Below are 19,899 nucleotides of genomic sequence, written 5' to 3' on the forward strand. Positions count from 1 at the left end.
ACAGCCATCCTGGAGGAGAAAGGCGTGAGCACGAATCTCTATGACCTTCCCGGTCACCGGATCCGGCGGGTCAACCAGATCATCGTTGCGCGCTTTACCGAACGGTGCCAGGCGACGGGCATCACCCCGGTGCAATACGCGGCGATGATGGCGATCCGCCACGAGGGCGCGAATGACGCGACGCAGATCTCGGCGATGATCGGCTTTGACCGGGCGACGCTGGGCAGCGTGCTGGACCGGCTGGAAAAGCGCGGCCTGATCGTGCGCGGGGGCCATCCGACCGACAGGCGGGTCAAGGTGATTTCGCTGACGCCCGCCGGACACCTGGCGCTGGACGAGGTGCATCCGCTGGTGCTGGCCAGCCAGGGCGATTTCATGTCGCTGCTCGAGCCCGATGAACAGGGGCAATTGATGCGGCTTCTGGACAAGATCATCCGCAAATCCGAGCATTTTTCGGGCCCTGCGGGCGACCCAGAGGCATAGGGCCGCCGCCTCTCGTCGCGAAGGCGGGTTCCTGTCGCTCCGGCCAATCGCCTGAACCGGTGGGCTATCGACCGCGTGCCGGGTTGTGACCGGGCGGTGCGGGGTGCTACCGATGCCTGCGGCCCGGCCCCCGGTCGGATCGAGCGACGGCAGCGAAAGGCGTTGGACATGGCGAAATCTCCGGCGACCGGCCCGCGGAGCCGCGACAAGGGGCAGAAAGCCGCGCCCGAATTGTCCAAGACCCAGATCGTGGAGACCGCGCTGCGGCTGATCGACGAGGAGGGATTGCAGGGCTTCTCGGTCCGCAGCGTCGCCAAGGCGCTCGGCTGCTATCCCACAGCGATCTACTGGTACACGCCAAGCCGCCATTTCCTGATCGCCGAGATCGTCACGATCATCCTGCGCGACGTGGTCCCCACCGCCGATCTCGGGTGGCAGGACTGGCTGCGCGCGCTCTTCACCCGCTACCGGACCGCGATCGCCCGTCACCCCAACGCCGCCCCGCTGATCGGCGTGAACCTCGTCTCGAACGCCTCGGTCGATGTCGATCTGCTGGAGGGGTTGCTGGCCAAGCTCCACGAGGCGGGGTTCCGGGACGAGGGCCTGATCGACGCCTATAACGCGGTTGTCGGTGCCATGGTCGGCTTCACCACGCAGGAATTTGCCATGGAGCCGCCCGATGCCGACGACCTTCAGGGCTATCTGACCGGCTTTCCCGCCAAGATCGACGCCGCCCGCCATCCGATGCTCGCGCGGATGGCGGGGCCGATGATGGGTCGGTCCTTCATCCTGCGCTGGCAGAACGGCGCAACCCGGCCGATGGACGGCGCCTTCGCGCTTTATGTCGACGCTTTCGTTGCGGGGCTCGAAGCCCTCCTCCGTCGCGCTGAGCGCTGAAATTCCCTGATTTGCACCGGGTTTCCCACCCGGTCCGCCTCAAGCCGCCGCTCCTCAGAGAGCCGTGGCCGGGATTTCTTGTCCGCCGTACAATATTTCTTGTACGGCGGACAATGATCATTGTACGGTGAACAAGAGAGGTGATTCCAGCGCGCCTGCCGCGCCCCGCCGCAAGAGACAGAAGGACCATGCCATGACCGCCACCGAGAGCCCCTTTTCCGAACGCGGCGGCCCGATTCAGGTCTTCTATGCACCGCTCGATGCGACGCGGCGGCCGATGATCTCGCATGCCGAGGGGATCTACATGTGGGACACCGCCGGCAAGCGCTATCTCGACGCGACCTCGGGCCCTGTGGTCAGCAACATCGGGCACGGCAACAAGGCGGTGCTGGCGGCGATGGCGGAACAGGCGGGCAAGGTCTGCTACGCCTCGCGCGCGCTTTTCGAGAACGAGGCGAACATCGCCCTGGCCGAGCGCGTGGCCGGGCTGGCCGGGCCGGGGTTCGAGCGGGTCTTCGTCGTCTCGGGCGGGTCCGAGGCGACCGAGGCCGCGATCAAGCTCGCCCGCCAATACGCCGTGGCGAAGGGCGAGGCCGGGCGCTGGAAGGTGCTGGCCCGCAACCCGGGCTATCATGGCGCGACGCTGGGCGCGGCCGCCGTCACCGGCGACCCCGAGACGGATGCGGTCTTCGAGCCGGTGATGCGGATCATGCCCCGGGTGCCGGCGCCCTTCACCTATCGCACGCCGGGCAACATCGACGCCGACACCCATGCCCGCGACTGCGCGCAGGCGCTGGAGACGGCGATCCTTGAGGAAGGGCCCGACAGCGTTCTGGCCTTCATCATGGAACCCGTGGGCGGGCTTGCCACCGGCGCGCTGGTGGCGCCGGATCATTATTACACTGCCGTGCGCGAGATCTGCACGCGCCATGGCGTCCTTCTGATCTTCGACGAGGTGATGAGCGGCGCAGGACGCACCGGCCGGTTTCTGGCGGCCGAACACTGGCCCGATGCGCGCCCGGATATGGTGACACTGGCCAAGGGCGTGGCTGCTGGCTACACGCCACTCGGCATGGTGCTGGCCTCGCGCGGGATGGTGCAGACGGTGGTTGACGCCGGTGGCTTCATGCATGGCCACACCTACAGCGCCAACCCCCTCTCCTGCGCCATCGGCGATGCGGTGCTGCGCGAGGTGATGGAGAACGACCTGATCGGCAATGCCGCGCGGATGGGCGCCCTTCTGGGCGAACGGCTGCAGGCGCTCGCGGCGCAATCGGGCATTGTCGGCGACGTGCGGGGCCTCGGCCTGCTGCGCGCCATCGAGATCGTCGCCGACAAGACGACCAAGACCCCGTTCCCGCCGTCGCGGAAGACCATCGCCCGCATCGTGCAGATCGGGCTTGAAAAGGGGCTGTTGCTCTATTCGCGCAGCACCGCGGGCGGGCGCTATGGCGAATGGCTGATGATGACGCCGCCGCTGACCCTGACCGAGCCGCAGCTCGACGAGATGATGGCGCTCCTGACCGAGGTCCTGAGCACCTTCGAGGCCGAGGCACGCGGCTGAGCAAGCACCGCGTGCCACCCAAAGGACGCCCGGACAACGGGCGCCACCCCTGACCGACACCCACCAACAAGGGATGATCCCATGACCAAGCCTCTTTCGTTCCGGTCCCTCGCCGCGGCGGGCGCGATCCTGTCCTGCGCCGCCCCGGCGATGGCCGACTCGCTGCGCTTCTCGCATTTCCTGCCGCCGGGCCATTACTTCGACAACGACGTCCGCGCCTGGGGCGAGGCGCTGGCCGAGGCCTCGGGCGGCGAGCTGACGTTGCAGGTCTTCCCCGCCGGCCAGATGGGCGCACCCGCCGATCACTACGCCATGGCCCGTGACGGGATCGTCGATGTGGCCTGGGTCAATTTCGGCTACACGCCCGGCGCCTTCCCCATCGCCGACCTGATCGACCTGCCCTATTCGCTGGAGGTCGACCGCGCCGCGGCCTCGACCGCGGTGCACAATTGGTACAGCGCCTATGCCGCGCAAGAGATGCCGGACGTGCATTTCTGCCTCGCCCATGTCGGCGCGCCGGGCGCGCTGCATTCGGCCCAGCCCATCGCGCTGCCCTCGGATGTGGCGGGCCTGCAGGTCCGCCCGGCCAGCGGCGCCATGGCACGCTTCATCGCCGATCTGGGGGGGTCCGCGGTGCAGGTGCCCGCGACCGAGGCCCGCCAGGCCATCGAGCGCGGCATCGCCAATGCAATCACCTTCCCCTGGGGCTCGATCGACTTCTTCGGCATCTCGGACGCCGTGCCCTATCACATCGCCGACACGCTCTATTTCGTGGGCGCGGGCATCGTCATCAACAAGGCCCGCTACGAGAGCCTCTCGCCCGAGATGCGGGCGGCACTGGACAGCGTCTGCACGGCGGAATGGGCGGTCAACGTCGGCGCCAGCTGGGTCGAATTCGAGGATGCCGGCCGTCAGGTGCTGGCCGACATGGGCCACACGATCCACGACCTGACCCCCTTGGAACTGGCGGCCTGGCACGAGGCCGCGCAGCCCTCCTATGACCGCTGGGCGGCGGCGATGACGGCAGCGGGGCTCGATCCCGTGGCGATCCGCGCCGAGCTGGACGCGGCGGTCGCGGCGGCGCAGTGATGGACCGCTTCCTGCGCGCGGTCGAGGTCGCGGCCAGCCTCATGCTGGGGGTGGTCACGCTGATTACCTTCGTCAACGTGGTGCTGCGCTACGGGTTCAACAGCGCGCTGATGGACAGTTTCGACCTGACGCGCATGGCGCAGGGTCTGGCGCTGGCCTGGGGTATCGCGGTGGCTACCCACCGGCGCGAGCACATCACCATCGACGGGCTCTGGGGCCTGATGGGACCGCGCGGCAAGCGGATGATGGACGCGGTCGCGCGTCTCATCACCGCGCTCTTCCTGCTGGGCCTGACGCTGGCCATGGCGCAGCGCGCGGCGCGCAACATGGCGGGCAACCTGTCCACGGCCGAGCTGGGCCTGCAGATCTGGGGCTTTCACGCGGCGATGACTCTGGGCATCGCGCTGGCGGGTGTCGCCGCCCTTCTGGGCCTCCGGTCGCAGCGCAAGCGGCCGGTTGCCTGACGCCTTCCGCCGCCCCGACCCGGGGGCGGCGCTTCGCTTTCTCAAGGAACGATGATGTCGCAGACCGAGATCGCCCTTTCCGGCTTCGCCCTGCTGGTGGTGCTTCTGCTGATCCGGGTGCCGGTCGGCGTGGCCATGGCGATTGCCGGTGTCGCCGGGTTCTCGCTGGTGGTGGGTATCGACCCCGCGATCAGCATGCTGAGCCAGGTCGCCTTCAATTCGCTGACCGCCTATGAATTCTCCATCATTCCGATGTTCATCCTGATGGGCACCTTCGCCGCCCGCAGCGACCTCAGCCTGGAGATGTTCCGCGCCAGCCAGGCCTGGCTGGGGCGCTTCCGGGGCGGAATGGCCTATTCGGCGCTGGTCGCCTCGGCCGGGTTCGCCGCGGTCAACGGCTCATCTATGGCGACGGCGGCGACCATGACCCGCGTGGCCCTGCCGGAGATGGAGCGCAACGGCTACGACAGCGGGCTGGCGGCGGGCGTCATCGCCGCGGGCGGCACGCTGGGCATCATGATCCCGCCCTCGGCCGTCTTCGCGCTCTACGGCTTCATCACCCAGCAGGATGTGGCCGACCTGTTCATGGCCGGGATCCTGCCGGGGTTGCTGGGGCTCGCGCTCTATGCCTCGGTCATCGTGCTCTATACCCTCGTCCGGCCCGCCAGCCTGCCCGAGGCCGAGGGCAGCAGCTGGGGCCAGAAACTGCGGGCGCTGCGCAGCGTCTGGGCCATCGCGCTGCTCTTCGCGCTCATCATCGGCGGCATCTATGGCGGGATCTTCACCGTGACCGAGGCCGCCGGGATCGGTGCCTTCGGCGCCTGGCTGATCGGGGTGCTGCGCGGGCGGCTGGGGCTGCGGACGACGCTCGCCTGCCTCGCCGAGGCGCTGGCGATGAGTGCGGCGATCTTCACGCTGGTGATCGGCGCGCTGACCTTCGGCTATTTCCTGACCGTGACCGGCACCACCACCGCGCTGATCGGCTGGTTGGCCAACCAACCCGTCGGCCCCTACGGCGTGCTGACGCTGATCCTGCTGGGCTATCTGATCCTTGGCGCGGTGATGGACGAACTCGCCATCACGCTGCTCACACTGCCCATCGTCTTTCCGGTCATCGTCTCGCTGGGGTTCGATCCGATCTGGTTCGGGGTGATCTTCGTGATGACCGTGACGCTGGGCGTGAACACGCCCCCCATCGGCATGAATGTCTTCGTCATCAACTCGATGGCGCGTCATATCGGGCTGGGGCGGATCTACCGCGCCGTCATGCCCTTCGTCGGCGTCGATCTGCTGCGCCTGTTGCTGCTGGTGCTGTTCCCCGCCCTCTCTCTCTGGCTCGTTTCCTGACACCCGAGGTTCCGCCATGTCGCCTTCCCTTCCCGAAACCCTGACCGAGCGCCTCGACCGCCGCGCCGACGAGATTTTCGCGCGGATGATCGCCTGGCGGCGGGACTTCCACGCCCATCCCGAACTGGGCAATCAGGAAGTCCGCACCGCGGGCATCGTCGCCGATCACCTCGAACGGCTGGGTTTCGATGAGGTGCGGCGCAATCTTGGCGGCAGCACCGGGGTGATCGGCATCCTGAAGGGCGGCCAGCCCGGCCCCTGCGTGGCGCTCCGCGCGGATATGGACGCGCTCCCTGTCCGCGAGGCGACGGGGCTCGACTTCGCCTCGGTCAAGACCGGGGTCTGGGGTGGCGAGACGGTGCCGGTCATGCATGCCTGCGGCCATGATGCGCATACGGCGGTGCAGATGGCGGTGGCCGAGATCCTGGCCGCCGAGCGCGACGCGCTGAGGGGCAGCGTGATGCTGGTCTTCCAGCCCGCCGAGGAAGGCCCGGCGCCGGATTGGCAGGGGCTGTCGGGCGCCGCGCGGCTGGTGGCGGACGGCGAATTCGACGACCCGACGCCCGACGCCTTCTTCTGCTTCCACGTCCTGCAGGACGAACGCCCCGGCACGGCGGGCGAGATACGGGTGCATGAGGGCGACGGCACCTATGCGATGAACCTGCTGCGGATCAGGATCCACGGGCGGGGCGGCCACGGCGCCTTTCCCTGGCGCACCGTCGATCCGCTGCTGATCGGGGCGCAGATCCTGACCGCCCTGCAGGCGATCCCGGCCAAGAACGTCAACGTCAACGAGAATGACGTCACCCTGTCGATCGGCATCTTCAAGGGCGGCACCAAGTTCAACGTGATCCCCGAAACCGCCGAGATGGAAGGCGCGCTGCGCTTCACCGATCCCGCCACCGGCGCCTATCTGGAAAGCCGGGTCGAGGCCGTCTGCCGCGGCATCGCCGAGGCGGCGGGCGGGCGGGCCGAGGTCGATTGGTACATGCGCGTGCCGCTGGTGCGCAACGATCCGGCGCTGGTGCGGCGGATGCGGCCCTCGCTCGACCGTGCGGCCCCGGTGGATAGGCCGGTGGTCGAGGTCGAGAACTGCTTTCTGGACGATGTGTCGAACTTCGCGGCCATCGCGCCCTTGATGTTCTTCACCGTGGGCGTGGGTCTGGACGAGGACGACGCCGCGCGGTCGGGCTTCCACCACGAGCCGACCTTCCGGGTCAACGAGGCGGGGCTGAAGACCGCGCTCAGGGCGATGGTCAACGTCACCTTCGATTACGCCGAGGCGTCGCTGAAGAACGACCCGGGCTGAGTTCAGACCAAGGTCAACAGCCGGGCCGGATTGTCGATCAGGATGCGGTCGACCTCGGCCTGGTCGAAGCCCCGGCGCAGCATCAGCGGCACGACATTGGCAAATATGTGCTGGAAGCCATGGCCGCCGAAGCGTTCCAGCCGCCCCTTGGTGCAGACGTCATGGCTGATAAGAACCTGATCCAGATGCCCGCGGTCCGCCAGTTTTCGCAGCCAGCGGATCCGGGTCGCGTCATTGGGCAGGTCGATGTCGGGATTGGGCCAGTAATAGCTCGTCTCCCAGCCGAAGAGGTCATATTCCAGCACCGCGCCGGTATCGGCCAGACGAAAGAGCGTGTCCTCGTCAAAGATCGTCCGGTCGATATGGCTGAGGATCAGGCGGTCCATCCGGCCGCCCCGAGCCGCCACGAAATCCGCGACCTCCTGCGGCTGGTCGGCATCGCGCCCGGGATGGACATTGAGCGCGGCGCCGGTGGCCTGCTGCGCGACGATGGCGGCTTCCATCACCTTCTTCTCGCGCTCGGTCCAGGGTGACTGGCAGCCGATCTCGCCGATGATCCCCGCCTTGACGTCGGTGCCCCAGGCGCCGACCAGCACCTGATCGGTGATCTGGGCAATCAGCTGATCGACGCTCATCCCGGCGGTTTCGGCCAGCTGGTATTGCTCGACATAATGACCGGCGCCCATGACGATGGGCACGCCGGTTTCCTCGGCCATCCGGCGCAGCAGCAGGGGACGCGGCCCCAGCCCGCCCACGGTCAGATCGACCACCGCGCCGCCGCCCGCCCGCGCCATCTCCTCGATTTCGTCCCGGACCACGGCGAAATCGTCGATGCGGTAATTGTCGGTGAAATGCCCCTGGCCATAGCGGGCGCGGAAGCAGTTGCAGAGGTCGACGGCCGCGTCGGTCACGCCCTCGGGCAGGGTCTCGCCCCGGAAGGCGGGCGGATTGAGGTCGATGAAAAGATGCTCATGCATCAAGGTCGCGCCCAGCGTTGCGGGGTCGATCAGGCCGGTGACGCTTTGCACCTTGCCGCGGCGGTCGGTCATGCCTCTTGCCTTTCCACGAGATCTGAAAGCCGGGCGCGGGCGGCCTCGGGGTCGAAGGCGGCGCGGTCGCCGATCAGGACCAGCCGGCAACCCGGGTCCCGCCCGGTCGCGGGCTCGAAGGTCGCCCGGCGACCCACCATCTGGAAAAGCACCGGCGCCCCCGGCCGTTCCACCAGCGAGACGAAGCCCTTGGCCCGATAGAGCGCGGGGGCGAGCGTCTCCATCAGCCGCTGGAAGCCGGTGAAGGGCAGGGATCCCCCGCTGACCCATTCCAGCGCGACAAAGCGCGCGGCGTCCTGGATCGGCGCGCCCTCGACGGGTGACGGGGCTTTGCCCTGACCGGAGAACAGCAGATCCACCGGCAGGGCGTCGCGCGCGTCGAAACTGCGCAGCCGGAATTCCGCGCCGAGCCGCAGCATCAGCGCTGATAGGTCGGCATCGCCCGCCTTGCCCAGGATCGCGAAGTCGGATCCCCTTAGCTGCGCCCGCCAGACCGGATCGTCAAAGCGCGCCGGTGTCTCGGCCAGATCCTCGACATCGACGATGGAGAGCGTGCAATCGAGCCGCACATCCGCCCAGAGGACCGGATCCGACAGGGTCTGCACGATGCCGCGCGGGTCCGAAACGCCCGAGGCCTCGATGACGATGGCCTCGGGCTCGTGCTCCAGCACCTGCTTCAGTGCGCGCAGCAGATCGCCCTGCAGGCTGCAACAGATACAGCCGTTTTCAAGGCCGATCACCGTATCGACCTGCCCTTCGATCATCGCCACATCAATGTTGATCGCCCCGAAATCGTTGACGATGGCGGCGATGCGCCGCTCGCCGCTGCTGAGAAGGCGGTTGATGAAAGTGGTCTTGCCCGCCCCCAGAAAGCCCGTGACGACCAGGACGGGGACGGGCGCGCTGTTGGTCATTGCGGCAGACCCCGGCCGAGGATCGCGCGCCCCGGTGCGGCGCTCTCGATCAGCGCGCCGTCCCGGATGACCGCGGTGCCGTTGACGATCACGTGGCGCATCCCCTCGGCGGGGCGGTTCATCGCCCGGAAGGTCGCCCGATCGCGCAGGCCGGCAAGGTCGAAGACCACGAGATCAGCGTCACAGCCGGGCTGTATGCGGCCCTTGCGCCGCATGGCGGGCGCGGCACCCTCGATCACGCGGGTCGGGATCAGCGTGCATTTGGCCAGCGCCTCCATCAGGTCGATCTTGCCACGCTCGCGCACGTAATCGCCGATGAAGCGGGTGAAGGTGCCCGACGAGCGCGGATGCGACACGGCCTTTTCCGGCAGCGGCCAGGCCTCGCCCTCGTAAAGCGAACCGTCCGGCATGACCCAGGGCAGCGCGTCCGAGGCGATGGCGCCGCCGGGATAGAGCACCGACACGTCGAGAAGCCGCTGATGGCCCGCGTCATTCTCGGTATCAAGGAAGTGCCACAGGATGATGTCGCCCGAATCCCGCTCGGCCGCTTCGCGGACCGCCTCGGCATCGGCAAAACGCTCGCCCGTGCGCAGCAATTCCACCCGGTCATAAGGCGAGCCGGTGCGGCCGGTGAAGTCGGGCTGCTGCAGGAAACCCGCGCTGACCACGGTCGAGCCGGTGCCATAGGGATAGGCCTCGACCGTGATCGGCAGGCCCTGGGCCTGAGCGCGTTGCAGCACCTGGACCGCGCGTTCGATATCGAGCAGCGAGGTCGAATTCAGGTGGCAGACATGCATATGCGCGCCGGTCGCGCCCGCCAGACCGATGATCTGCACATAGCTGTCCACCGAACTCGCCGGGTCGATGTTCGAGGCATTGGCGATATGGGTGAAGGTCACGCTGCCCGCCTCGGCCGCCAGATCGCAGACCAGCGTGAGTTCCTTGATGCCCGCGCCGGGGGCGTAGCCGTTGGGAATGCCGATGCCGATGGCGCCCTCGTCCATCGCAGCACGCAGGCGGGCGACGATCCGCTCGGCCTGGGCATCGCTGGCGGCATCGACCGACCAGCGGCGGTCGTTCGCGCCCTGTCCCATGCCGATCATGGACGAGACGGTGGCGTCCGGCGGCAGGCCGATCATCGCCTCCTGCCGGGCAAAGAGCCAGGCGGCCGAGGTGCCGTAATTGCACAGCCGCCGCCGGTCGGCCTGAGCCGCGTACCAGCCAGCGACCGGCAGCGCGCCGACCTCCAGTTCCAGCGCCGTGGTCACGCCGTCGAAGGCCTGCATCCGGTCGGCAGCCAGCGACTGGCCATGGGCGTGGATGTCGACGAAACCCGGGGCGACGATCAGGCCGGTTGCGTCGATCTCCTCCTCCCCCGGGGCCAGGGCGTCACCGATGGCAGCGATCTGGCCGCCCCGCAGCCCGACATCGGTGATCCGGTCAAGACCGGTTTCCGGGTCGATGACCCGCCCGCCGCGGATGACGCAATCGAAGGCGGCGGCGCTCACAATCCGACGCCTTGTTCCAGCGCCGCCATGAAGCCCGCCAGCTCGGCCTCCCCGACCGGGAAGGACAGCGCCATGAGGCCCCGCGCCGCGAAATAATAGCCCCGCTCCTGCATCGTCAGATGCAGGAGTGCGAGCAGCTTCTGATCCACCTCGCGACCCATCCCGCTGTCGGGGTGGATGTTCATGATCGCCCCCATGCCGCTGATGCGGAACGGCAGGCCGCGCGCGACGAAGATCTCTGCCAGGGCGGCGCGCAGGGTTTCGCCGCGGGTGTAGAGCGCGTCCAGAGCCTCGGCCGTCAGATAGGTGTCGATCGCCGCCACCCCGGCCGCCATGGTCAGGCTGTTGTTGTTGAAGGTGCCCGCATGGGGCAGGGCACCGGGGCGCGAGGGATCGAAATGGTCCATGATCCCGGCCCGGCCGCCGAAGGCGCCGAAGGCCAGACCGCCGCCGAAGAATTTGCCGACCGTGGTCATGTCGGGAATGATGCCGAGCCGCCCCTGTGCGCCGCCGACGCCCATGCGCGCCGTCTGCACCTCGTCGAAGATCAGGAAGGCGCCGTGCCGGGTCGTCAGGTCGCGCAGCGCCTGCAGAAAGGCCGGGTCGCCCGGAATGCAGCCGCCCGCGCCCAGCATCGGCTCGACCAGCACGCAGGCGATCTGCGCGCCGCAGGCCTGGAACTCGGCCTCGGCAGCGGCGATGTCGTTATAGGGCAGGCAGGCGTAGTCGAAGGGCACGTTGACCGGCGAGCCACCGCCCGCGAAGGTCATGAACCCGCCGTGGTAGCCGCCGGTGAAGACGACGACCTTGTCGCGCCCGGTCACGCACCGGGCGGCGGTCACGGCCATGAGATTGGCCTCGGTGCCGGAATTGGCAAAGCGCACCCGGTCCATCGAGGGAAAGCGCGCGCAGAGGCGTTCGGCCAGCGCCACCTCGTAGGGCGTGTGCGATGACAGGTTGATGCCGCGCGCATGGGCCTCAGCCAGTGCCTGCGCCAGCACCGGCGAGGAATGGCCGAAGATGCCCGCGGTGAATTCGCCCAGAAGGTCAACATAATCGTGGCCATCCACGTCCCGGATGCGGCATCCCGCGCCGCTTTCGATACAAAGCGGGAAAGGGTCGGACCAGAGAGACGAGCGGGTGTTGCCGCCGGGAAGCACCTGCCGGGCGCGGTGGAGCGCTGCGGCGCTGCCGGGGTTGCGCGCGACATAGGCGGCGCGGGCGGAGGCATAGGCGGCGTCGACGCGGGCCGGGTCAAGCCGGTTCGTCGGCTTGGGGGAGACAAGAGGCTGTGTCATCTGACGATCCTTTACCTTCAGGCAAGCTGCGTGGCCGGGGCCAGCGCGTCGTGGAGCGGTGTTCTGGCGCCGGTCATGACCTCGGTCAGCAGCGCGGCGGTGGTCGGGCCCAGGGTGAATCCCTGATGGCCGTGGCCGAAATTGACCCAGAGCCCGTTCTGGCCGGGCACGGGGCCCACCATCGGCAGCATGCCGGGCAGGCAGGGGCGGGTTCCGAACCAGGGCGGGGTCCCGGTGCGCGGACCCAGGTCGATCAGATCGCCGACCTGCCGTTCGGCACGGGTCAGCTGCCGGGGATTGGCGGGCGAGTCATGCGCCACCAGCGCCGCGCCGGTGGTCATCCGCAGCCCGTCCCGCATGGCCGAAAACACGACGCCGTTGTCGGTATCGAGGAACGGGCGGCGCGGCCTCAGGGGCGCGTCGTAATGGGCGTGATAGCCGCGCTTGAGCACCATCGGCACGCGCAGCCCGAAGCGGTGCAGCGCGGCGCCGGTCCAGGGGCCGAGGCAGAGGACGGTCTGCGCCGCCTCGATGACCCCCTCCGGCCCGTTCACCCTCCAGCCCGAGCCGGTCGCCGCAAGGCTGCCCGCATCGGCAAGGACGACACGCCCGCCCCGCCGCTCGAAGAGATCGGCATAGGCCCGGGTCAACGCCCCGGGATCGGACGCGCTCCAGCTGCCGGTGTAATGCACGACCCCGGCCGGGGTCGCCCTGAGCGCGGGTTCCTCACGCCGCCAGTCCTCGCCGCCAAGGATGCGGGAGGTGACGCCATAGGTGTCGGCCAGCCGGCCCGCATTCGCGGCCTCGGCGTCGAAGGCGGCGGGGTTGCGAAACACCAGCGCCAGCCCCTCGCGGCTGATCAGGTTCTCGCTGCCCGAGGCGTCGATCAGCGGGGCGTGGTCGACGGTCGCCCGGCCGGTGAGCTGCGCATAGACCGCCGCCGCCTCGGCATGGCGCGCGGGGGCCGAGGCCCGCCAGTAGCGCCAGAGGGCCGGCGCCATGCTTGTCACGCCCGCGGGCGACCAGACCAGGTCGTTCGACAGGCCCATCCCATAGCGCAGCAACTGGCCCGGCGCGCGGGGCATGGCATAGGGTTCGGCGGCCTCGACCTGGATCACCCCGGCGTTGCCGAAGCTGGTCTCGCGCCCCGGCGCTTTCCGGTCGGCCAGCGTGACCGCGTGGCCCTGCGCCTGCAGCGCCAGCGCGGTGGCGACCCCCACCATCCCGGCGCCAAGCACCAATGTCTCGGACATGACGTGTCCTTTCGGCGTGACCGCCGCGCCCGGGGCGCGCCGGGTCAGGCTTCGGCGATGACGGTGATTTCGACCTTGGCGTCGATCATCAGATCGGTGCGGACGGTCGTGCGAACGGGCAGGGGATCGGAGAAGGCGCTGCCATAGACCGCGTTGAACTCGGCGAAATCAGCGGCATCGGTCAGGTAGCAGGTGCAGGACACGACATTGGCCAGGCCCAGGCCTTCGCCTTCCAGCGTCGCCTTGATCCGGTTCAGGCAATTGCGGGTCTGTGCCGCGATCCCGGCCGGCAGGCTGCCGTCGGCGTCGAAGCCCAGTTCGCCCGAGAGGTACACGGTCGAGCCGATACGGCGGACCTTGGAGAAGGGCAGTTTGGGAAGCTGAGTCATGGGAGACCTTTCAGTTCAGGGTTGGGTCGGTTCAGGGGTTGGGGGATTGCCTCGGCGCGCGCGCCGAGAGGCCTTCGATCAGCAGATCGAGCAGAAAGTCAAAGCTGCTGGCGTAAGAGACGTGTTTGCCGTTCTCCCAGCGCAGAACGAAGATCCGGTTCATGAAATCGGGCAGTACGGCATGGGTGAAGGGGAAGCGGTCGGCGTCGATCTCGGCCACGCGCCGGGCAAAGAGGGCCTCCCATTCGTTGGCCTTGTCATCGGGGGCCGGTGCGAATTCCATCGTCACGAAGCCGCAGAGGCCGCCGATCAGCGCGTTGAACGCATCGCGCAGGGCGGAACCGCGATAACCCGCGTCATGCAGCGCGGTCAGCACCGCCTCGACCAGGGCGAGGTTGGCGACGCCGTTCGATTTCAGCTGCGCCCCGAGCAGGGGGGCGACATTGGCGTGGTCGCTGACGGCATCGCGGTAGGACAGGAACACCGTCCGCAGCCGGTCCTGCCAGGGCTTGTCGCGTGGCAGGCTCTGGCTGACCGCGGCGGTGAACCGCGCGGCGATCTCGCCGAACAGGTCCTCCTTGGTGCCGCCCACGTGCCAGTAGATGTTGTTCGGCGACACTCCCAGCGCCCGCGCCAACTCGCGCATCGAGAAGGCATGCAGGCCCTTCTCGTCGATCTGCGCGATGGCGACATCGACGATCCGTTCCTTGGTCAGTCCGACCGAGGCGGCGCGCCCGCGCAGCCTGCCGTTCTTACTCTGTGCTGTTGCGTCGCTCATCTCCACCCCGATGCACAATTACTGGGCATTTTCGAATTATTTCTTGCCAAGGGGCGCTTTCTCCATTCAGTTATAGAACACTGTGCAATTGAAAGATCAACAGAACTCGACACCCGCCGGCGCGATTTTTTCGTCAGCGCCGCCCAAGCAAAACGATAGGGAGCCAAGTGGCCGCACTTCCGATCCTTCTTTTGTCGACCGCCCTCCTGTTCGGAGGCGCGGTGCTGGCGCATCTGATCGGGGCCGCTTCGGTCCTGTCCTTCTTCGCCGCTGACCGGGCGCGGTTCCTGGCCGCAGCGCCCCAGCGCATCATCGCCCATATCGACCTGTTCTCGATCATGTCGATGCCGCTCTTCATCCTTGCGGGCGAGATCATGAACCGCGCCGGCGTGACCCGGGCGCTGATCGACCTGGCGATGGCGCTCATGGCGCGGCTCAAAGGGGGGCTGGGGCATGTGAACATCCTGACGTCGGTCTTCTTCGCGGGCATTTCGGGTTCTGCCATGGCCGATGCCGCCTCGGTATCAAACACGCTGGTCCCGGCCATGCGCAAGGCGGGCTATACCTCCAGCTATGCCGGGGCCATCACCGCGGCCTCGTCGGTGATCGGGCCGATCATCCCGCCCTCGATCATCATGATCTTCTACGGCGCGCTGATGAACACCTCGGTGGCGGCGCTGTTCATCGCCGGGATCGTGCCCGGGCTGGTGATGGCCGCCGCGCTGTTCGGCGCGAATGCCTGGATGGCGCATCGCCACAACCACCCCACGGGTGAGCGGGTGCCCCCGCGCGAGATCCTGCGCCGCTTCGTCTATGCCCTGCCGGCGACGGTCATTCCGGTCATCATCCTGTCCGGCATCGTCTTCGGCATCATGACCCCGACCGAGGCGGCGGGCGTGGCGGTCTGCTGCGCCATCCTCGCGGGCGTGATCTATGGCCAGATGTCGCTCCGCAAGCTGATCGAAAGCCTTGAGCGGACCGCGGTGCTGTCGGGCTCGATCTTCATCCTGCTGTCGGCGGTGGCGATCTTCGGCTATCTCGCCGGGCTCGAACAGATCCCGTCGCGGCTGGCCGAACAACTGATCGGACTGGGCTTTGACGGCTGGAAATATCTGCTGCTGCTGAACCTCGTGTTCCTGGTGGCGGGCATGTTCCTCGAGGTGCCGGTGGCGCTGGCGCTGCTGGTGCCGCTGCTGGTGCCCACCGGGATCGAGATGGGGGCGGATCCGGTGCATCTGGGCATCGTCATCATCGTAAACCTGACGCTGGGGATCGTCACGCCGCCCTTCGGCGCCGCCCTGCTGGTCGTCTCGGCGGTGTCGGGCACGCCTTACTGGTCGATCGCCCGGGCGGCTGCGCCCTTCTTGCTGGTGCAGCTGGGCGTGCTGATGCTGCTGACCTTCGTGCCCGAGATCAGCCTGTTCCTGCCGCGCCTCTCCGGCTTCGTGAATTGAGGGTCCGACCATGAACACCGTGCTCGCTTCCGATTCCCTCCTCGCTCGTCTGGCCGACCGCGTCTACGCCGTGTCCGAAGCGGTGAACTGGCTGGCCCGACGGGCCGCAGGCCTCTTCTTCCTGGGCATGCTGGCGACGATGATGCTGCAGGTCATCGCCCGCTACGCCTTTGCCGCCCCGCCCTTCTGGACCGAGGAGCTGGCGCGCTGGCTCATGGTCTGGGGCGGGCTGCTGGGGGCGTCCTGCGCCTTTCACACCCATGCCGACCCGGCGATGGTGCATCCCCCCGTCGGCGTGACCTGGCGGCTGAAGCTGCAGGCGGTCTCGCGCTTCATCGCCTCGTGGCTCTTCTTCCTGCCGGTGCTGTGGTTCACCTATCCGTTCTTCCTGCGCCAGATCGGCCGCACCTCGGAGGGGCTGGAAGTCTCCACCGCCTGGATGGCCGCGGCGCTTCCGGTCGCCCTGATCCTGATCCTGTTCCATGGCGTCGCGGGATTGGGCGCCCTGGTGTCGCCCCGCGTGCTCGCCCGCGAAACCGACTACGCCACCCAATTCTCTTCTCACACCACGGAGTAACGCATGACCCTTGCCTTCCGCCCCCTCTCTGCCGCTGCGCTGGCCCTTGTCCTGGCCGCCCCGGTTCACGCCCAATCCGTCGCCATCGCCCTGGATTCCACCCCGGACCGCGAGACGCAGGGCAGCTATCGCTACGTCGATACCCTGGTCTCGACCCTGCGCGACATGGGCTGGGAGACCGAACTCTTCCCCCGCGACGCGATCGGCGGCGAGGACGAGCGTCTGGACCAGATCCGGGCCGGGATCCTCGACATGTCGATGTCGAACTACGCCGTGACCTATCAGTTCGTGCCCGAAATGCGGGTCATGCAGCTGCCCTATACCTTCGCCAACTCGCGCCACGTCTTCGATTTCTTCACCGAAAGCGACTACCTCGACAGCGTGAACGAGCAGCTGGCGGCCGAAGGCATGCATGTGCTGGCCATCGTGCCCACGGGCGGCATGCTGGGCATCTTCAACAACCAGAAGGAAGTCCGCTCGGTCAGCGACATGCAGGGCCTGCGGATGCGCGCGCTCGATGCCAACCAGCTGGAAATGTTCCGCATGATGGGCGCCGACGGCGTGGTGATCCCGTTCTCGGAGGTGCCGAACGCGCTGCAGACCGGCATCGCCAACGGCTACGTCAACGCCTCGGTGGTGCCGCTGGCCTTCGGTCAGGGTGATCTGTTCACCAACTTCACCGATGCCCGCGTCATCATCTCGGCCCGGGTCGCGCTGGCCTCGACCGCCTGGTGGGAGGCGCTCTCGGACGAGCAGCGCGCCCAGGTCGAGGAAGCCTCGCTCACCGCGTTGCAGGATGTCTTCGACTGGGTCGATGTCACGCAGGAGCAATCGCTGGAGGCGCTTGATGCCGCCGGGATCGCCGTCTACCGGCCGACCGACGAAGAGCTTGCGACGTTCCGCGAGGCGACGGCCGATATGGCCGATCTGCTCGAGGGCGTTGACGCCGCCCGGATCGCGGAACTCCGCGCCATGGTCGCCGAGCATCAGCCGGAATAATCCCGGACGCATCCAGAAGAGAGGCAGGGCGCCGTCAACCGGCGCCCTTTCTTCATGGACGGGGCAGGGGGGGCGTCAGAAGCTCAGGAAACCCGGGGCTTCCGACAGCGGCCTGGCGGCCTTGAGAGCCGCCAGATCGGGGGCTTTCGACGCAAGATCCGGGATCGTGCTGACAATCGCCTCGATCTCGGCCGCGACCGCCAGCACCGCGCGGTCGGCATTGCGCCGCCCGACGATCTGCAAGCCGAAAGGCATGCCGTTGGCATCGAACCCGCAAGGCACGGTGATCGACGGATGCCCCGCCAGGGTCGAGGCATAGGCCAGTGCCAGCCAGTGGTAATAGCTTTGCGTCGCCACCCCGTCGATCTCGGCCGGGTAGAGTTCATGCCAGTCGCGGGGGCTGACCGTGACGGCCGGCGACAGGATCACGTCCCAATCCTGGAACCAGGCCTGCCAACGGTGGTAATAGGCGGTCTGGTCGGTGAAGGCGGCGGCGAAATCGTCGGCGCCATAGCCGCGCCCCTCGATCACGTTGTCGCGCACGTTGGGGCCGATCTTGTCGGGGTGGTTGTCGAAACGTGCGCCATGGGTCGACACGAACAGCAGCCCGCGCAGCACGGCGAAGATGCGGTCCGCACCCGAGCAATCGGGCGAGGCCTCGTCAACCCGGCCCATGAAGGGCGCGAGCGCCGCCAGTACCTTGCGGAACTGGTCGCGCACGATGCCTTCGGTCGGGGTGAAGCCGAAATCCTCGGTCGTGGCGATGCGCAGGCCGGTCAGGTCGACCGGCGGCAGGTCCGCAAAGCCGCTGGCGTCCCAGGCGGTGCGCCCGCCGACCACGGCGGTGAAGGGATCGCGACCGTCGGGGCGCGAGATGACCGACAGCATGAGCCCCGCGTCAGCCACGGTGCGCGCCATCGGACCCGCGCTCGACAGCGGCACCAGCCCGATGCCGCGGGTGTCGCCCGGCACCACGCCGGGGCTGGGGCGGAACCCCACCACGCCGCAATAGGCCGCAGGGTTCCGCAGCGAGCCGCCGGTGTCCGAGCCGGTGGCGAGGGGCGCATAGCCGCAGGCCAGCGCCACTGCCGAGCCGCCCGAGGATCCGGCGCAGCTGCGGGTCAGGTCATAGGGATTGGCAGTCGCGCCATAGACGCGGTTGCGGGTGTTGCCGCCCGCGCTCCATTCGGGATTGTTGGTCTTGCCCATCGGGATCGCCCCCGCACCGCGCATGGCCGCGACCAGGGCATCGTCCTTGGTGGCAATGTTGTTCACGAACAATTCCGACCCGAAGGTCGTGGGCAGGCCCTTCACGTCGAGCATGTCCTTCACGCCGAAGGGCAGGCCGTGCAGCGGACCCAGGGCCTCGCCCCGCGCCTGTGCCTCGTCAGCGGCGAGCGCCGCGGCCTGCACCCCGTCGAAATCGCGCGCGACCAGCGCGTTGACCGCGTGATCCACGTCCTGCACCCGCGCGATGCAGGCTTCGGCCAGCTCCCGTGCGCTCAGCGTCCTGCGCGCGATGGCCCGCCGGGCCTCGGTCGCGGAAAGATCGGCGGGATTGCTGGCGTCTGGTTTCTTCATCTGTCGCTCCATGACTTCGCCTCAGGGAGGCGGGCGCACCCTTCCGCCAGGCGGCATCCGGCATCGGAACCTCGGGTGACATTTCGACCGCGATCCGGCTCCGGATTGCCTGTCCGCAGGCCAAGGGACCTGTATCCGCTGGCGAAGGCGAACAAGGACTTCTAGCAAGAATTGCACTCTGTGCAAGCGATATTGTATACAATAATCTGGGCAGCGCTGCGCGTTTTTCAGGCAGGAAGAAAAGATGGTGCGCGATCACGTCGACCATATCGAGACGACGCTTCAGGACGCCATCCTCGACGGGCGTTACGCCGATGGCGAGCGGTTGGACGAGACGCGGCTGGCGGAGCAATTCGGCGTCTCGCGCACCCCGGTGCGGGAGGCTCTGCGCCGCCTTGCCGCCACCGGGCTGGCGCGCCAGCATGCCAATCGGGGGACTTTTGTCCGGCAACCCGGGCCGCTCGACCTGTACGAGATGTTCCAGGTCATGGCCCGGCTCGAAGCCTTCTGTGCCGAACTGGCCTGCGCCCGGGTCGCGCCGTCGGCCATCGCCGCCCTGCGCGCGCTGAACGACGCCTGCGCCGCCGCGGCGACCCAGGGGGATGTCGACCGCTACTATGGCGCGAACGAGGCTTTCCACCAGCGGATCTATGCGGAAAGCGGCAACGACTTTCTGGCCGAGACCTGTCAGACCCTGCAAAGGCGGCTGCGCCCCTATCGGCGGACGCAGCTGCGGACGCCGGGGCGGCTGGCGCAATCGCTGGCCGAACACGCGCAGGTCATTGATGCCATCGAGGCGCGCCAGCCCCGGAAGGCCAGCGCGCTGTTGCGGGATCATGTGTCCGTGCAAGGCGAGCGGTTTCACCGCCTGATGAGCCATTGGCGCGCGCGCGAGGGACAGGGCGCTTCCGGCTGAGGGGCGGACCGCAGCCCGCTCCTCACGCGG

Annotated in this window: 19 protein-coding genes; 11 read left to right on the forward strand and 8 right to left on the reverse strand. The window is 68.1% G+C overall.

Features of this window, described 5'->3' with window-relative positions:
• Window positions 1-24 precede the first annotated feature (24 nt).
• From DDE23_RS09625 to DDE23_RS09655, 7 genes are all read left to right on the forward strand, one after another.
• Window positions 25-483 carry a MarR family winged helix-turn-helix transcriptional regulator gene (locus DDE23_RS09625; protein ID WP_107751065.1) on the forward strand — a complete coding sequence of 153 codons (459 nt, stop codon included), beginning with the start codon at window positions 25-27 and terminating at the stop codon, window positions 481-483.
• Window positions 484-651: 168 nt separating this feature from the next.
• Window positions 652-1,380, forward strand: coding sequence for a TetR/AcrR family transcriptional regulator C-terminal domain-containing protein (locus DDE23_RS09630; RefSeq protein WP_107751066.1), 729 nt, complete (start codon window positions 652-654; stop codon window positions 1,378-1,380).
• A gap of 193 nt (window positions 1,381-1,573) precedes the next feature.
• Window positions 1,574-2,944 carry an aminotransferase family protein gene (locus tag DDE23_RS09635; protein ID WP_107751067.1) on the forward strand — a complete coding sequence of 457 codons (1,371 nt, stop codon included), beginning with the start codon at window positions 1,574-1,576 and terminating at the stop codon, window positions 2,942-2,944.
• Window positions 2,945-3,025: 81 nt separating this feature from the next.
• Window positions 3,026-4,033, forward strand: coding sequence for a TRAP transporter substrate-binding protein (locus DDE23_RS09640; protein WP_107751068.1), 1,008 nt, complete (start codon window positions 3,026-3,028; stop codon window positions 4,031-4,033).
• Window positions 4,033-4,497, forward strand: coding sequence for a TRAP transporter small permease (locus DDE23_RS09645; protein ID WP_107751069.1), 465 nt, complete (start codon window positions 4,033-4,035; stop codon window positions 4,495-4,497). Before DDE23_RS09640 ends, DDE23_RS09645 begins: the two co-directional genes overlap by 1 nt.
• Window positions 4,498-4,551: 54 nt before the next feature.
• Window positions 4,552-5,844 (forward strand): TRAP transporter large permease, encoded by a 1,293-nt coding sequence (locus DDE23_RS09650; RefSeq protein WP_107751070.1) that lies wholly within the window; start codon window positions 4,552-4,554, stop codon window positions 5,842-5,844.
• A 16-nt stretch (window positions 5,845-5,860) separates the two neighbouring features.
• On the forward strand, window positions 5,861-7,153 hold the full coding sequence (locus tag DDE23_RS09655; RefSeq protein ID WP_107751071.1) for a M20 metallopeptidase family protein: 1,293 nt from the start codon (window positions 5,861-5,863) through the stop codon (window positions 7,151-7,153).
• A gap of 2 nt (window positions 7,154-7,155) precedes the next feature.
• On the opposite strand, the gene DDE23_RS09660 is transcribed toward DDE23_RS09655, so the two are convergent.
• The 7 genes from DDE23_RS09660 to DDE23_RS09690 are packed head-to-tail and all read right to left on the reverse strand — an operon-like array spanning window position 7,156 to window position 14,342.
• A complete protein-coding gene (locus DDE23_RS09660) occupies window positions 7,156-8,202 on the reverse strand; it encodes a phosphotriesterase family protein (protein WP_107751072.1) in 1,047 nt (348 codons plus the stop codon).
• Entirely contained in the window at window positions 8,199-9,116 is a 918-nt protein-coding gene (locus DDE23_RS09665) for a CobW family GTP-binding protein (protein ID WP_107751073.1), read from the reverse strand. The genes DDE23_RS09660 and DDE23_RS09665 overlap by 4 nt, the downstream gene beginning before the upstream one ends.
• A complete protein-coding gene (locus tag DDE23_RS09670) occupies window positions 9,113-10,624 on the reverse strand; it encodes an amidohydrolase family protein (RefSeq protein WP_202863238.1) in 1,512 nt (503 codons plus the stop codon). The genes DDE23_RS09665 and DDE23_RS09670 overlap by 4 nt, the downstream gene beginning before the upstream one ends.
• The gene (locus DDE23_RS09675; RefSeq protein WP_107751075.1) at window positions 10,621-11,922 is read right to left on the reverse strand and encodes an aspartate aminotransferase family protein; all 1,302 of its coding nucleotides are present in this window, start codon (window positions 11,920-11,922) and stop codon (window positions 10,621-10,623) included. The genes DDE23_RS09670 and DDE23_RS09675 overlap by 4 nt, the downstream gene beginning before the upstream one ends.
• A 17-nt stretch (window positions 11,923-11,939) precedes the next feature.
• On the reverse strand, window positions 11,940-13,175 hold the full coding sequence (locus DDE23_RS09680; RefSeq protein WP_107751076.1) for an NAD(P)/FAD-dependent oxidoreductase: 1,236 nt from the start codon (window positions 13,173-13,175) through the stop codon (window positions 11,940-11,942).
• Between the two features lie 44 nt (window positions 13,176-13,219).
• Window positions 13,220-13,564, reverse strand: coding sequence for a RidA family protein (locus tag DDE23_RS09685; protein ID WP_107751077.1), 345 nt, complete (start codon window positions 13,562-13,564; stop codon window positions 13,220-13,222).
• A gap of 31 nt (window positions 13,565-13,595) precedes the next feature.
• Complete coding sequence (locus DDE23_RS09690; protein ID WP_107751238.1) at window positions 13,596-14,342, reverse strand: TetR/AcrR family transcriptional regulator; 747 nt, start codon at window positions 14,340-14,342, stop codon at window positions 13,596-13,598.
• Window positions 14,343-14,509: 167 nt separating this feature from the next.
• Here DDE23_RS09690 and DDE23_RS09695 point away from each other — a divergent pair, with 167 nt between their 5' ends.
• The 3 genes from DDE23_RS09695 to DDE23_RS09705 are packed head-to-tail and all read left to right on the forward strand — an operon-like array spanning window position 14,510 to window position 17,372.
• On the forward strand, window positions 14,510-15,796 hold the full coding sequence (locus DDE23_RS09695) for a TRAP transporter large permease (RefSeq protein WP_107751078.1): 1,287 nt from the start codon (window positions 14,510-14,512) through the stop codon (window positions 15,794-15,796).
• A 10-nt stretch (window positions 15,797-15,806) separates the two neighbouring features.
• The gene (locus DDE23_RS09700) at window positions 15,807-16,373 is read left to right on the forward strand and encodes a TRAP transporter small permease (RefSeq protein ID WP_107751079.1); all 567 of its coding nucleotides are present in this window, start codon (window positions 15,807-15,809) and stop codon (window positions 16,371-16,373) included.
• Window positions 16,374-16,376: 3 nt separating this feature from the next.
• Window positions 16,377-17,372 (forward strand): TRAP transporter substrate-binding protein, encoded by a 996-nt coding sequence (locus DDE23_RS09705; protein ID WP_107751080.1) that lies wholly within the window; start codon window positions 16,377-16,379, stop codon window positions 17,370-17,372.
• Between the two features lie 75 nt (window positions 17,373-17,447).
• Here DDE23_RS09705 and DDE23_RS09710 read toward each other — a convergent pair whose 3' ends face one another.
• Window positions 17,448-18,953, reverse strand: a complete 1,506-nt coding sequence (locus DDE23_RS09710; protein WP_107751081.1) for an amidase — start codon at window positions 18,951-18,953, stop codon at window positions 17,448-17,450.
• A gap of 244 nt (window positions 18,954-19,197) precedes the next feature.
• Between DDE23_RS09710 and DDE23_RS09715 the strand changes: the two genes are divergently transcribed.
• Window positions 19,198-19,869 carry a GntR family transcriptional regulator gene (locus DDE23_RS09715; RefSeq protein WP_107751082.1) on the forward strand — a complete coding sequence of 224 codons (672 nt, stop codon included), beginning with the start codon at window positions 19,198-19,200 and terminating at the stop codon, window positions 19,867-19,869.
• Window positions 19,870-19,899: the final 30 nt, after the last annotated feature.

The organism is Pararhodobacter aggregans, assembly GCF_003075525.1.
In the GTDB taxonomy this organism is placed as follows: Bacteria; Pseudomonadota; Alphaproteobacteria; order Rhodobacterales; family Rhodobacteraceae; genus Pararhodobacter; species Pararhodobacter aggregans.

Excerpts from the sequence above, each read along its gene's own strand:
- DDE23_RS09705 (WP_107751080.1), top strand. The coding sequence starts at position 16,377 with ATGACCCTTGCCTTCCGCCCCCTCTCTGCCGCTGCGCTGGCCCTTGTC.
- DDE23_RS09660 (WP_107751072.1), bottom strand. The coding sequence starts at position 8,202 with ATGACCGACCGCCGCGGCAAGGTGCAAAGCGTCACCGGCCTGATCGAC.
- DDE23_RS09690 (WP_107751238.1), bottom strand. The coding sequence starts at position 14,342 with ATGAGCGACGCAACAGCACAGAGTAAGAACGGCAGGCTGCGCGGGCGC.
- DDE23_RS09640 (WP_107751068.1), top strand. The coding sequence starts at position 3,026 with ATGACCAAGCCTCTTTCGTTCCGGTCCCTCGCCGCGGCGGGCGCGATC.
- DDE23_RS09715 (WP_107751082.1), top strand. The coding sequence starts at position 19,198 with ATGGTGCGCGATCACGTCGACCATATCGAGACGACGCTTCAGGACGCC.
- DDE23_RS09710 (WP_107751081.1), bottom strand. The coding sequence starts at position 18,953 with ATGAAGAAACCAGACGCCAGCAATCCCGCCGATCTTTCCGCGACCGAG.
- DDE23_RS09675 (WP_107751075.1), bottom strand. The coding sequence starts at position 11,922 with ATGACACAGCCTCTTGTCTCCCCCAAGCCGACGAACCGGCTTGACCCG.
- DDE23_RS09685 (WP_107751077.1), bottom strand. The coding sequence starts at position 13,564 with ATGACTCAGCTTCCCAAACTGCCCTTCTCCAAGGTCCGCCGTATCGGC.
- DDE23_RS09665 (WP_107751073.1), bottom strand. The coding sequence starts at position 9,116 with ATGACCAACAGCGCGCCCGTCCCCGTCCTGGTCGTCACGGGCTTTCTG.
- DDE23_RS09645 (WP_107751069.1), top strand. The coding sequence starts at position 4,033 with ATGGACCGCTTCCTGCGCGCGGTCGAGGTCGCGGCCAGCCTCATGCTG.
- DDE23_RS09680 (WP_107751076.1), bottom strand. The coding sequence starts at position 13,175 with ATGTCCGAGACATTGGTGCTTGGCGCCGGGATGGTGGGGGTCGCCACC.
- DDE23_RS09655 (WP_107751071.1), top strand. The coding sequence starts at position 5,861 with ATGTCGCCTTCCCTTCCCGAAACCCTGACCGAGCGCCTCGACCGCCGC.
- DDE23_RS09650 (WP_107751070.1), top strand. The coding sequence starts at position 4,552 with ATGTCGCAGACCGAGATCGCCCTTTCCGGCTTCGCCCTGCTGGTGGTG.
- DDE23_RS09700 (WP_107751079.1), top strand. The coding sequence starts at position 15,807 with ATGAACACCGTGCTCGCTTCCGATTCCCTCCTCGCTCGTCTGGCCGAC.
- DDE23_RS09630 (WP_107751066.1), top strand. The coding sequence starts at position 652 with ATGGCGAAATCTCCGGCGACCGGCCCGCGGAGCCGCGACAAGGGGCAG.
- DDE23_RS09635 (WP_107751067.1), top strand. The coding sequence starts at position 1,574 with ATGACCGCCACCGAGAGCCCCTTTTCCGAACGCGGCGGCCCGATTCAG.